Source organism: Terrimonas alba, assembly GCF_042434975.1.
GTDB classification, from domain to species: domain Bacteria; phylum Bacteroidota; class Bacteroidia; order Chitinophagales; family Chitinophagaceae; genus Terrimonas_B; species Terrimonas_B alba.
On the sequence record NZ_JBHMQM010000010.1, the window covers coordinates 162,612 to 176,406 of the forward strand.

Genomic DNA, 13,795 nt, shown 5'->3' on the forward strand with positions numbered 1-13,795 from the left:
TATTTAATCGGGGTGTAGTACTTTCATTTTACTCGTTCGTACAAAGACCAAAACGCGTCGTTGTGTTCCTAGAATATTTCTGACACCCTAATTAGGCAGAGAATTCTTTACTCCTTTTAGTAGAAGTCTTCTAGCTGTAATAAAGCTCTCAATACGTGCCTATAGGCAAAAAGTCATATTTTAACTTTAAATCAAGTTGCAATTAAATCACTGTGGTTTTTGAGACAGTCAATAATCCTTATTGAAAGCTTCTATCGTTTGTTTTTATCGAACCACAATATTATTTTTAAATTTCTAAGTTAATTTATTATGACTAAAATATCGATACCGAAGGGATTGCCTAAATCAAAAATTATTCAAGAATTATCTATTAAAGTCGAAAGCCGAACAGATTTGCAAATAAATTCATTGGGGATACTTGAAGACTTTAGAAAAAGGGTAATTGAAGAGGTAAGACATATTAATGAATTATTTCCCGAGTATACTCCACACGATGACACATACCATTTATCAAGGTTGTTTAGTATTGCTGATCTTGTTTTAGGGGAAGTACTGATTGAAAGTTTAAATTCAACTGAGCTTTTGATTTTATCATTATCACTATATGGACACGATTGGGGGATGGCTGTTTCGGAAGTGGAAAAGGATTTAATTGTTGAAGATAAAATAAGAGAGGGCTTTGAAAAAAACGATTTTGCATTATTAACCGAAGAACATTCGAAATTTCAAAATTTCCTAAAAGAAAACAATTATTCTGACCGCGACTCATTTCCATTGTCAATTTGGCAAGAGTATGTCAGAAACTCGCATGCAATGCGAAGTGGGGAAAGAATAAAGAAATACTTTGAAAAAATTAATCCAGGCCTCGGCGAAGCGGCTGCTCGAGTTTGCGAAGCTCATTGGCTTGACTTTAAATATTTAGAAGATAATATTATATATCCTACAAATTTTGCGGTCTTAAGTGAAAGTGTAAACTTAAAGGCTATAAGTGTATATTTAAGACTAATAGATCTGTTGGACATTTCAGAAGATAGAACTCCTTATATCATTTGGAAGTTTGTTGCCCCCAAAAATTTGCGCTCAAAGATGGAGTGGGAAAAGCACAGATCAATACATTCTATATCCAGCTCTTCTTACCAGGGCGGAAGAGTTATTCAAATAGAGGGAAGTACCAAGAGTAATGATGTTTATGCTTCTCTAATGGATTTGAAAGCTTTTTGTGAAGACCAGTTGAAAGGTTGTAATGACCTGCTAAGTCAGATCAATATTAATCGCTATAACCTTGATTTATTTAATATAAATTGGAGAATTAGAGCTATTGGATTTAAGCCAATTACAATTCAATTTGAGTTTGACAGACAAAGAATGTTTGAAATTCTAAGTGATGAAATTTATCAGGGAGATAAATATGTTTTTTTAAGAGAACTTCTGCAGAATAGCATCGACGCTATCAAATTTAGGAAAGAAGTTTTAGAAAGAAAGGGAGGAATGAAAACAAGTATGAGTGAATTCGGATTGATTGAAATTAATGTTACCCAATTGGGAAACGGGGATGCCGAGATCATAGTTTGCGATAATGGTATTGGGATGAATGAGTACATCTTGAAAAATTATTTAAGCGTAGCTGGGAAAAGTTATTACACGAGCGATGATTTTAAGAACCTAGGCCTGCGTATGGATCCAATTTCTAAATTCGGCGTTGGAGTGTTGAGCTGTTTCATGGTGGCAGACAGAATCGACATTGAAACTTATAGAGAGCCATATTTATCTTCAGTTTCTGAAAAATTAAAAATTCAAATCCCCTCTGCCACACACCAATTTAGAGTTCAAGCATGTAATGACGTAGACAATATTCCAGGAACTAAATTCAAAGTTTATGTATCTCGAGAGAAATTAGCGGATAACAGTCATGGTACAGGCATTGAAAAGTTAGAGGTAACTAAATACATTTCAAAAATTGCTGGATTTGTTGAAATACCCATAAAAATTTCGGAAAATGCCATCAATACTTTGTTAATTGGTCCTTTCGAAGATGAGAGCAAATTTTCCAAAAAGTTTAGTGGCTATTCAATAAAAAGAAATGAACTTTCTTTTCCGTGGGCGAAAGTCTTTCAACCTCAAAGTTTGGAAGCTGCGAAAAGGCTTTTTAAAGAAAAAAGTATAGATATTCAGAATGACTTAAAATTTGATGGCGCTTCAGGGAAGATAATAGTGCTTGAGCCTGTGGATGACAAAGCGATAATCACGAGTGACAGTCATGTTTGGCCTAATGCAGAATTTATCATAAATAATGAAAAAATAAAGGTGAATGATGAATGGATTGAATATGGTCGCAGAATCGTAGAGGACGGGAATGATGCAAGATTTGGGAAAAGCGCTACTACTCAGCCGCAGTACCAAGTTTATTTAGATGGTATTCTAGTAGCTAACATGTCTTCTCCGGATACTTTTGAGAATTTTGACGAAGATATCAATGATGATAAAAGCTATCGAAGCAATTTATTTGAAGGATTTTTTCTAAACTATAGGCATGACAATTTGTTTTGCTTGCCATATATAATTGTAAACTTTTCTAAAAAGGCATTCAATCAGATTGATATATCAAGAACTGAATCAGTCGGAAAAAATAATAAGTGGGAATTGAAATTATGGAAAATGTATCGTTCCTATTTAAAAAAAATATATGAACCGAGGCTTTTAGCTTCAAAGCCAAAGGAAAGGGCATTTCTTCTAGCTCATCTCATAATTTTTAAAAGGATTAGTTTATTAAATGTTCAGGATTTACTGCCTGTCGAAGACTTTGTAGTACCAGTAATAGGGAATAACGGAAGTTTTAAATTCAAGGAGTGGCGTTCCTTTTCAAACAAAAGTATTTATCTGCAACCCGAAAATTTTCACCATTTTGATAATAGGATAAAGCAAGTTATAGAAAATAAAAAAAGGATAAAAGGAAAACTGGACAATTGGAAGGGTGGGGATTTTATCTGTGCCGGTGTATCGCAAAGAAGCGAACTAGAGGATTCTTCGCAAACTAGACTAATATCTAAAATGGTTCAGGAAGTCATCCATAAAACCCATAGCTTAAAGTCGATAAGGTTTTTAAATTCTCCATGGAAAAATTCGCCACCACTAATTCAGAAGGTTTGTGTGCCGAACGTTTTGAGTTCCGTCAATTCTGATAATGAAATAGCAGTGTTAAATAAAGGAGTGTCGGACGTGGATAATATTTCAATGCTTGAACTTACAGTTTTTAATCATATATTTTGGCAAAAGAGGATCAAAAATTTTAGATTGAGAATCCCTACATTCTGCCTTTTTGAGAAACCTTTTGAAAATCAATTTTCTTTTGCTTTTGACTACTTAAATTTTAAGCATCATAACACTAAGTTTTTGATTCAGGTTTTTTGCAATCTTGAATTGCACATTAGGGATAAAGAAACCAATAAGGTAATCTCAGGGCAAATACTTGACGTACTGCAAGAGTTACCTTTATTCAATTACGGTTTGAGGAGATGTACCTTATCTTCACTTAATGCGTCATTTCAGAGAATTTACGAATTTTCACAGATTCTAAATTGGAATATAAGGTATGTCCCATATGTCATTGACAAGAGTTCGTTTGTAGATAAATCAATAATTCAAAACGGAGGACAAGTGTCTCAAAATTCTCCTTTTCATTGGAATAAACTCATTCCAAATCTTTCAAACTACTCGAGGATATTGAAGTAAGTATTGCGCCGCATGTTGTTTTCCTCAATTTAAAAAAGCGTAACAAGGAAGTATGCCGTACCAGAAAATAACAACCTGCTGCCTTAGGTTTCTATTATACACAGTGTCCGTAAAAACTAGAAAGCCCCGGTGCGTGTTACGCAACGGAATATTTGTTTAAAGCATCGCAAAAAGCGGTAATATGTCGATTAACAAATTGACTTATGAACAAATTAAAAAGTGACGCACAAAAAAGCATCACCCTTCGCCTTGGTTTCTGCCCGCAGAAAATAAAAATATACCGGAAGCATTGCTAAACGTTATAGAACCAAATAACTAATGACGGCCTTTCTTATAATGTTCCAATAACTCATCGCCGCCAAAATCATTTTGCAGATCCCTGATCACCGTGTGAATATGGTTAGCGTTGTTTTGAGTATTGTCATACTCAATAATAATAGTGGGGCCATGTATGCGGTAGTAATGGGGATTACCAATGCCCTGCTGCGGTGCACCTGCCCAGGCAAACCGCAGGTTATTCAATCCCGCAGTCTCTATTTCTTTCATCATATTCATAGCAAATAAGCGGGTATAACGATGAATATAAACACTCAGTAATTGTATAAATATTTTTTGTTGGGTACTACTTAGTTCGCTATATAAAATCCCTTCCGGCTGTTCAATCATTGCTTTCCGGCTCGCTCCTGTAATAATTTCGGACGGAGCTTCCTTATCAATGATTGCTTTTTTTTGTTGGCCCGCATCAAGGGAATGTAATAAAGTAAAGCTAAGCTCCGTTTCATTTTTCAGAATATGTTTTCCTTTTTCCGGGCCAGATAATACAATGGCAGGATTGGTTCCCAGGAATCCGGGTGTGCCGGAAACAAGCGAATTGTTTTTTACAGAAAAATTAAATGAAACATGATGGCCTTCCAGTCTCCATCCCCAGATGGAATCGTTTGCCGGGTTACCAAAAATGGAAAAATAATATTTGCCGGGATGACGATAATCATCATCTGGCGGACGGCCTTCTGCTTCTCTTAGAATGCCTTCTAATTGTATGACGGCAGTTGTTTTTGCAAAACCTGTGTCACTGAGTGCAGTGCGCAATAAGTCCATTGCCGCCTTTCGTTGTACTTCGGCCAGGTCTTTTAACGGAACACCTTTCCTGCTCTTCGGAACATAATGCCAGTTGTATCGTTCCTTTTCATCAAAGTCAAACTGTATTTCATTTTTCTGCTTTGCTGAAAGTGTTTTTAAAAATTCATTAGCGGCCGCAGCCATGCCACCCAGGTTTTTTCCGGCCGGTTGTGTATCGGTGTTATTATTATTTGATTGCGACTGACAGGAGAAAAAACTTCCTGTTATAAAAAGAAGGATGATTATGACAGGTTTCATAAATAAGATTGACACACAATCATAAAATTATTTTATAAAAGTAGTTAAAAATAAGAAGTACCCGTTCTGCTGCGATGGTCAGGGTCCGTAAAAATTAAAATGCCCCGATTGGGGTCTTCACCATAATCGTTAACTTAAGACCCCTGCGTCCTTGCACTTAAGGAATACTTCCAGCGCCTCTTTTTCGCTTCCTGACAAGCTCGTAATACTATAAACACTATCAGCGAAAAAGCAGCGCCTCCCGTTGCTCCCGCATATTACGTAGCGGAGTCTTCGTCCTTCCACTCCGGATAAAAAAACGACGTATAAATTATTAGCGTCTTCCGGTGCGTCGGCCCGGCAAAACCCGCGGAGCGTTGGTGTTTGCCTTGAACTTTTGGTTCTTTTGGTTCAAACCAAAAGAACATAAAAGAAAAAAACATCTGCGGTGATCAGTAAAGGTGCCAACCCGTGTCTGCGAGCCAGGACCTTTTTATAATATTATGGAAAGAAAATAAGCCACTCAGGAACGCTCCGCTGGGAGCATTTTGTATCCCTTAAACTCAATCTAATATTTCTTAAGTTAACGGCTATGGTGACTTCACGCAACGGAATATTTGTTAGTTAAAGCATCGCAAAAAGCGGTAATAGTTCTTTATTTAAACCAATGTATTGACCTAACTGTGTTTCCTGAACCTGATCAGCGAAGCTAATCCCGCTATTCCAACCAGTGCAAACAGCAGTCCATTATTTTCAAACGGTTTGTTTTTTATACCATGAGACACTGTTGCATAAGTTGCCTCTGAAGGAATGAACTTTTCTTCCTCATCATTCAGCACAACGTCCCAGTCATTATAAGTTTTGCCAGTTAAATAAGTAAGCATTTGCATCTCGTCGGAACGACGTTGTTTTAATTCTTTCAAATACTTTTTTCCGGCATCACAGGAGAAGTCGCCTGTGGCAGGATGTGTAATGATATACCTTGCCTGGAAGTTTTCCGTATTAGGCGTTACCTGGAACATAAGGTCTTGCGGAAACTTATTGCGGTTATACCTGACATGTAAACGGGTAAAATAAACATTGTCTGAATAATCATCATCTTCTTCCTCTATATCGTTATAATCATTCCAGTCGCGGTTGATCCACCAGACTCCTGCCTGTGCCAGGTCCTGTGCCGATGGCGCTGTGGCTACGCAGGGATCGCATTTCACATAATTCTTCGGACTTACATCCCATGCATATTCAAGCATGGTAACTGCTTTACCTTCCTTGTCCCATTGGTGCTGGAACAGGTTAGCATAAAAATTTCCAAAATTGTTTTGAACAAACAAAGGAATGTTTTTCCCGGTAGGCAATGAAACAGTTCTGTAGTTGGTGGATTCAACTCTCCCTTTTTTGGTAAAGGCATAAACAATCATATCCTGGTCGCCATCTGCATTGGCCATTCCCAATCTTATCGGCAGCATAAATTTTGGTGAAGAAAACCTGATCTGGATAGGCCGCAGAAAATTGCCGGGCAGTTTTTTCTTCTCTTCTTCATTTACCTTAACGACAAAAAATTTCAGATTGCTTTTGATATAAGGCTCCAGCACTTCATCAGCACCCGCCGGTATTTTATAACCATTTTCATCCAGCCATGTTCTCAATCCTGAACTTTCTTTAGCGCTAAGGATCAGTATATCGTATTCGCCAACAAGATATTTGGCTTCTATTTTTACTCCCAGGTCTTTTCTTTTCGCAGTACCATAACCCGTAACCACCACCTCATTCAGTGCTACACCCGGGGCCCTGCCTTCCAGTTTATAGTTATACTGCAGACATGGATTCTGATCATAATACTCCACTAATCTCGGTTTGCTGTAATCATTCAACGTATTAAATATTTGCTGATCCACTACTTTGATATCATTCCTTTTCAATACAACGGGTACAGGCACTACCATTGCAAAATCTTTCAAATTGCCTTTGAAATCATTATACATAGTGATGACATTCCGGTTGCCATCCCTCACCAAAATGACTTGTGATGTTTTATTCTTCAGTGTACCATCGGCCTTACTAACATAAAAGCCGCAGAAAGCCGCTGCTTCATGGCTGATCATACCGGCAAGGATGGCCAGTGCAGCTAATTTTTTTGCAGAAGGGTTCATGATTATTTTTTTTAGTTGATTAATAAAGTTGAAATGAATAGTAGATGTTGCCCAGGCAAAAGTTTTGGATTTAAAAATATGATCGAGCAAAGGCACCAGTGGTGCAGCCGCTACCAATACCCAAATGATCGTATTGTATTTCCACTTAAATGCGGAAAGATAAAAGGCCACACCCGCAATCAAAACGGCCCATAATATCCTGGCAACAGAATGATTGGGCGATGTTCTTGGATCGCTGATCATAAAAAAAGTAAAGAGCAATAAGCTTCCGGTGCTGACAGAATGAATAAAATGATCCATCGGCCATCCCAATATATAAACCTGTCGCCAGTACAGGAGGCCCACATAAGTAACCAGGAAGGCCAATGAAACATCTAATTTCTGAACCCTTGTGACCACAATGGTTCCCAGTGTGATCGCCCCAAAAAATATGACTGCATTACTTCCCCACTGACCCGGAGTAAGCCAGGCGTCATTGGTTAAGAAAATAGTAGCTACAATACCGAAGGCTGAGGGATTGAAAATATGTTTATGGTTCCATTTGAAAATATACTTTGAGGCTACGGTGAGAAAGGCGGCCAGCAGGCTGATCCACCAATCGTTTGTCTTTAAAAGAAGACAAAGACTCATAGCGCTGATGAGTGAACTGAATCCCCAGCGATTAAATTCACCGGGCTGCAAAAAGCGTTTTGATTTAAAAGAATCGACGGTATACTGGAAGAACAAACATCCTCCAATGCTGATGAAATAATGCAGCCAGTCAGCATGCCAATGCAGCATAAGGATACCATAACTGAGAAAAATTGCCTGGAAAACCACCTGGAAATACCGGGGGTCTAAATGCAGTTCTTTTCGTTGCATAAGCTTTGTTTAAATTCCAGATGAAGCAATGCGGAGAATTACACAAGGATTTTTGAAAAATTTTTCCGGCATCCCGGGTTATCAAAAAATCGTTCCTGTTGATATGGATTTTCAGTTATCTCAGTATCACCCCAGGTTGCCCGATAAAACAAACTATCTTTATTTTAAAACCGACCATGAGAAAATTATTCTTCTTCTTTTACTTGTTTGGTTGCTGCGCACCGTTTATGGGCTGTAATAGTGTAACGCCTGAAAAATATTTTGACATTGCTGTGCTCAACTGTAACAGGCTGCACGGCTTTGCAGGTACGGGTATACAACGGGAATTAGAAAGCCCATCAGTAAAAATGATCGATGGTGATAAAGACAAAATCGCTCCAATGAAACGAACAGAAGTGATCGACGAGAAAATACAGTTTATCGAAGAGAACAGGGGACAGCTTAAAAAATTAAACGAAACAGACGATACCCGTAATATGCTGCAGGCATCTATTGCCTTGTATGATTATGTATTGCCGGTATACAAAAATGAATACCGCCAGCTTGCCGCGTTATACGATGAGAATGCTCCGAGGGAAAAAATTGATTTGCTTGTAAAATCTATTTCCGACAAACATTATCCAAAATTTGTAAAGTTGTTCGGCAAACTGACAGATGCAGGAAAATCATTCGCTGCAAAACACCATATTAATGTACAATGGGATGTACAGACTTCGCCCCGGTAGTTGGTTAAATGTGATGAAGTTTGCAGTCGGTAAAAAATCGTTTGTACCATTCTCTTGTTGATTTGAAAAAAGCATAATAAGGGCAACATGCCGTACCAGGAAGCAACACCCTGATGCGGAGGTCAATTGTCAAAGCAGGTAGTCGTCACTAAATGCCTGCCTTACCAGCCAGGAAATGAAAATGCCGGTTTACCCTTTTGTGTGCTTCATTGGCATGGAAGGTTGAATAATACTTACGCTGTTGGCCCTGGTATCATAGAATGAAGCATAGGTTCCATTGAACGCAATAACCTTCAATAAGTTTCGGTAAATTCAATAAGCCAAACCATTTTCTTTTACCCAAAACAACCAACTGCCATGAAAGTCTTGCCTGCAGTTGTATCATAAAGCAGGTTGCAACTGATCTTTTTCTTATTCCGGAGAAAAGAAAAAATTATTTTAAGCAGTAAATTAATTATACCTTGGATATATCAGTGATCCTACTCCTGCACTAACTATTAGTCCTGCTCTGTTTTATCATTCACTAAAAAAGCATTTATGAAAAAGATAGACAAAAGCCGGCTTGTAATAACGGTAGCCATCTTATTGATCCTTGTTGCCTGCAAGGGACCTGACAAAAAAGAAGCGCCAACTGAAACAACCGACACCACCAAAACGGCAACTTCAGAACCGGCTGCACAAGACGCTGTAATGGATGCGGTAAAAGCGGCCCCTGACCTTTACAAAATATTAAATGATACAATGGGCATACGCGTTGTCGAAGTCACGTACAAACCCGGCGATTCGTCTGTGCTGCATTCTCATTCTGACCTGGCCGCTTATACGGCAGCAGGCGGTACCATAACGTTTTATGGAAAAGACGGGACTAAAATGGAGAATGAAATGAAGACGGGAACGAGTTTAATAAGAGCCGCTGAAATACACAGTGTGAAAAATACAGGCAAGACACCCGTTAAAGTGATATTGGTAGAAGTGAACCGCCCGGCACAAACCACGTCGCGGGATGCCACCATGGATGCAACAAAAGTGGCTCCGACATTGTACAAATTAAAAAACGATACATTGGGTATAAGAGTGCTGGAAATTAGTTATAAACCAGGGCAGTCATCTGCTATGCATTCCCATCCTGACAATGCGCTTTATGTGATTGAAGGAGGAAAAGGCGAGTTTACAGGAAAAGACGGGACAAAAAATGTGATGGAATTTAAAAAAGGGATGACAGCGGTGGGAGCTGCGGAGACACACAGTGTGAAGAATGTTGGCACTACAACGCTGAAAGCGATACTGGTGGAAGTGAATCGTGCTAAGTAAATATTCTTTTGTCATGGTTCTATAGCCGGAACCCTATCCTTGCAAGCGCAGGACGGGTTTCTTTCTCCCCATCGTGATTAACCCACCAATCAGTAGCGGGAGGAAAATGGCAGCTGCCGGGTGCAACTATCATTTTTTTTTACTGGTAAAATTGAATTGGTAACCAACCAGCATAATATATTGGTAAGACCACCAGTGCTGACGGGCACGTCCACTTCCATACAGCAATATGTCGGTATAATTTGCATAAGCACCTTTAAAAGTAAATTCGGCAACCAGGCTTTTGACGAGTACAGCACGCAGGCCGCTTTCCACACCAGCCACATAGCCAGAAACATGATATTTGTCATTACGTGGTTTGCCAAACAACCATATATCTGAATGCGGAATAACCAAACCGATTCCGGGTTTTACTAAAATATCAAGCTGGTATTTTTGATTGTCGCTTTGCCATAGACTTTTTCGTTTCACGACATTAATCATCCAGTAATTGGCGCCATGGGTATGTTCGTATTCAATAAACCCCGGATGCACCAGGGTGTCTTTATCCAAAGATATTCCGTCAATACTTCCTTCGATATGCACCCGCTGTCCCTGTTTCAAAATATATTTTGCATGATCAAAATTGATTTCAATGCCCGTGTTTGGTTTGTTTTTAAAAAACAAACCCAGGCGTACTGAATACTGCGGCGCATCAATGCCGCGGCCAATATGCAGGTCATTATCATCAATGGCTTCTGCTTTTACCAGTTTGAAATCGTAATTGGCGGTTTTGAAATCTTTGAAATGGATGGTGCTGTTAGTATAATAAGCACGATGCCAGCCGAAGGTAAAATACCATGTATTTTTTGGAGAAGAGTTTTGCGGTTGTGTAGTTGAGGTTTGAGGAAAGGATGCGGTGATGGTGACCACTAGAAATATTGAAATAAGTATTTCAATTTTCATGGCTTACTGTTTTCCTATGTCAAAAGTACTATTTCTCTGTTGGGTGTTATTAGACTTAGCCATATCGAAACTTTGCTCTCTTTGCATATTTTCTTGACGCTCTCTGCGGTAAAAAAATATCTAACCCCAAAGAGAATACAAAGCCTGCCTGTCGGCAAACAGGTTTTTCGCAAAGATCCCTTGGGTGTTATAGATGTTTACAACTCCTTTAACTCCTTTCTTCAGTTCGGTTACATAAAATATTTATACAGGCTTTTGTCTTCACCTTTCCATTGCGCAATTTTAGCCAGCGCATTGATCAGTGGCTCCTGGAACCAGTGCGGCATGCCAGGGAGGTATGATTGGCTGTAAGCGAGCAACAGGCACATATGCCAGGGATTCTCGGTCATGTCATTTTTCAACAAGCCATCATTCATGAGCCCGTATGCGACCCTTAGTGTTTTTTCCAGCCCCCCGGCAGGCATCACTTTTACCAATAGCACTGATTTGTGATCAAGGGCATTTTTAAAATAGTGCAGGTCTTCTTTATTCGCCATCGTGGTTTGCCCTTTATCCAATACAATTTCTTCACCATTCCTGCCAATTTTTACGCTGCCTTCCACAACAGTAAACTGCTCCACAAAGCCGGTATGATAATGCCAGTCGTTGCCGCCGTGAGGTTCCAGCTCTACCTGCACCAGTTCATAGGCATTGTTGGTTTCAGTTCCTGTTTGCACAAAAGTAGCCGAGTAATTGCCTTCATGGTTGTAAATGGTTTTATCGGCCCGTTTCCCTACAGTGTGGTCAAGCTTGGGCAGAAAGGCGGCAAACAAAATAATGCCGACCCAGGCGGCTGTGAGTAAAAAGACCGGCAGTACAAGTATACTGTAGACCAGTTTCATCCACAACCTGGCATTTCCACGCCAGATGCGTACTACACCTACGGGATAAAACAGGAGTGAGAGCCTATATTTCCATTTGCTTTTTTGTGCAGTTAATCCAGCTTTTTCCCCAGTACGTACCGCATCGGTGGCGATGTTTTTCATGTTGCTTTTAGTTTTAAGCAAAGTTGAGCAACGACAGCACCCTGCCTGTTTAGATCAACGGATTAAGATTTAGGAAAAATGGATAAAATCAATCTGACTCAATGGGACCAGTACTTCGGTACTACGGAACAACAATTAGTTCATAGCAGTGAACGCTATACGCATTTCACCGTAGAGTTTCAACAGCCCGGCCTTGCCACAGGCAAGCTGAATGCCATCAATACACCTGGTATGCTGTTTACTGAATTGTTTATGGAAGCGGAGCAACCTTTCAGTTTATATGATGCTGTGCCTAAGGAAACGGCCGAGTCGGTATTTGTGTTGAAAGGAGATGTGGAATCCCGGTTCGGCAACCTGCAGGAACCTTTGTATTTTGGCAGGCAGCAGCACAACATACAGTATAGTACCAATTTTTCCGGCACACATATTATTCATTCGCCACAGTTCCATGCATGCACCATCACCTACCATCCTGGTTATTTAAACAGCCTGGCGGAAGATGAATCAAGCGGCGCCCTTGGTTTGTTTTGTAAACACCTGCAAAAGAAGACGCATTTTCTTGGCGCTGCAGGAGGCCTCTGCTGGCAGCAGCGCATGGTGGAATTAATAACGGCTATACGGCAATGCTCTTTCCAGGGCATTACCCGTTATATTTTTATTGAAAGCAAATTGCTTGAGCTGTTTGTGCTGCAAATGGACCAGGTGCATGCGCTACAATCCAATCCCGCGGAAGTAAGTTGGTCAGCAGCCGACAAAGAAAAACTATATGCAGTAAAAGAATATATAGCAACATCCTACCTGGAGCCATTGAGCTTAAAAGGGATTGCCTGTCGGTTCGGGCTTAATGAGTATAAGCTAAAGAAGGGGTATAAACATTTTTTCCGGACCACGGTGTTTGGCGAGATACACCAGTTGCGTATGCAACAGGCGAAGCAACTGCTGGCAGAGCGGGTCATGAATGTTACAGAAATTGCATATCATATCGGTTACAACAACCTCAGCAGTTTTTCCTATGCGTTTAAGAAGATGTTTGGATACAGTCCGGGCAACGTGTAAAAACGTTGGTATGTATATTACAACGCCATACTTTGCTCATTGGTTACCGGTGGCAGGTTTCCCAACGGGGTGTTCAGCAGAAGGGCTGTTATTAAAAAAGAAACAGAACCCAAATTTGTACTGCCATAAAATAAATAGTTTTACTCTACTAAATAACTATTTATGAAAACACAAAAGGACAAAACGATCGTTCTGCATACCTACACGGATACGCTGGAAGCTAAAATGATCCAGGATAAACTGAAGGTAAATGGGATAGAATCTTTTCTGAACGATGAAAATGTATTGGGTCTGGATCCGGTGGGTGGGGTAGAGCTTAGAATATTTGAAAAGGACAAAGACGCAGCTGAAAAAATCATTGCCGGATAATGGGTTTGCCAGTAAAACTCAGCAATCCATAGTGTTTAATAAATAAAAAAAGCAACTGCAAACTTGCTGACGGCCAGATCTTTTCTGATGGCATTTGCAAATGATAAAAGAGCCGGCAACTATTGTATTGATAACCGGGATTAATATAAAATTTATCTGTTACTTTTTAGAATAAATTCCTGTCAGCACCGGCAACACCGCTGCGATTTTTTATCAATCTACAACGTAAAAAGTAAAAAGCTACAAACCAGCCGGTGAGCAGCTTTTA

General features: G+C 39.6%; 9 protein-coding genes. 5 read left to right on the top strand and 4 right to left on the bottom strand.

The features are described 5' to 3' along the window. The first annotated feature begins 309 nt into the window (after nt 1-309). Nucleotides 310-3,729, top strand: a complete 3,420-nt coding sequence (locus ACFEL9_RS25010; RefSeq protein WP_385895825.1) for an HD domain-containing protein — start codon at nt 310-312, stop codon at nt 3,727-3,729. 315 nt (nt 3,730-4,044) lie between these two features. On the opposite strand, the gene ACFEL9_RS25015 is transcribed toward ACFEL9_RS25010, so the two are convergent. Both ACFEL9_RS25015 and ACFEL9_RS25020 read right to left on the bottom strand, forming a co-directional pair. After that, nucleotides 4,045-5,106 carry a DUF3500 domain-containing protein gene (locus ACFEL9_RS25015; RefSeq protein WP_385895828.1) on the bottom strand — a complete coding sequence of 354 codons (1,062 nt, stop codon included), beginning with the start codon at nt 5,104-5,106 and terminating at the stop codon, nt 4,045-4,047. A 656-nt stretch (nt 5,107-5,762) separates the two neighbouring features. After that, entirely contained in the window at nt 5,763-8,096 is a 2,334-nt protein-coding gene (locus tag ACFEL9_RS25020) for a DUF2330 domain-containing protein (protein WP_385895831.1), read from the bottom strand. 176 nt (nt 8,097-8,272) lie between these two features. Between ACFEL9_RS25020 and ACFEL9_RS25025 the strand changes: the two genes are divergently transcribed. Together ACFEL9_RS25025 and ACFEL9_RS25030 are read left to right on the top strand one after the other, a co-directional pair. Then, on the top strand, nt 8,273-8,821 hold the full coding sequence (locus ACFEL9_RS25025) for a hypothetical protein (protein WP_385895834.1): 549 nt from the start codon (nt 8,273-8,275) through the stop codon (nt 8,819-8,821). A gap of 537 nt (nt 8,822-9,358) precedes the next feature. Continuing rightward, nucleotides 9,359-10,132, top strand: a complete 774-nt coding sequence (locus ACFEL9_RS25030; protein ID WP_385895837.1) for a cupin domain-containing protein — start codon at nt 9,359-9,361, stop codon at nt 10,130-10,132. 129 nt (nt 10,133-10,261) lie between these two features. Here the strand turns inward: ACFEL9_RS25030 and ACFEL9_RS25035 are convergent, their stop codons facing one another. Continuing rightward, a complete protein-coding gene (locus tag ACFEL9_RS25035) occupies nt 10,262-11,077 on the bottom strand; it encodes a hypothetical protein (protein ID WP_385895839.1) in 816 nt (271 codons plus the stop codon). Nucleotides 11,078-11,307: 230 nt separating this feature from the next. Further along, nucleotides 11,308-12,102: a cupin domain-containing protein gene (locus ACFEL9_RS25040; protein ID WP_385895842.1), complete on the bottom strand. Its 795-nt coding sequence runs from the start codon at nt 12,100-12,102 to the stop codon at nt 11,308-11,310. Nucleotides 12,103-12,180: 78 nt separating this feature from the next. On the opposite strand from ACFEL9_RS25040, the gene ACFEL9_RS25045 reads away from it, so the two are divergent. Together ACFEL9_RS25045 and ACFEL9_RS25050 are read left to right on the top strand one after the other, a co-directional pair. Further along, nucleotides 12,181-13,158: a helix-turn-helix transcriptional regulator gene (locus ACFEL9_RS25045; RefSeq protein ID WP_385895845.1), complete on the top strand. Its 978-nt coding sequence runs from the start codon at nt 12,181-12,183 to the stop codon at nt 13,156-13,158. 162 nt (nt 13,159-13,320) lie between these two features. Then, the gene (locus ACFEL9_RS25050; protein ID WP_385895847.1) at nt 13,321-13,527 is read left to right on the top strand and encodes a putative signal transducing protein; all 207 of its coding nucleotides are present in this window, start codon (nt 13,321-13,323) and stop codon (nt 13,525-13,527) included. Nucleotides 13,528-13,795 lie beyond the last annotated feature (268 nt).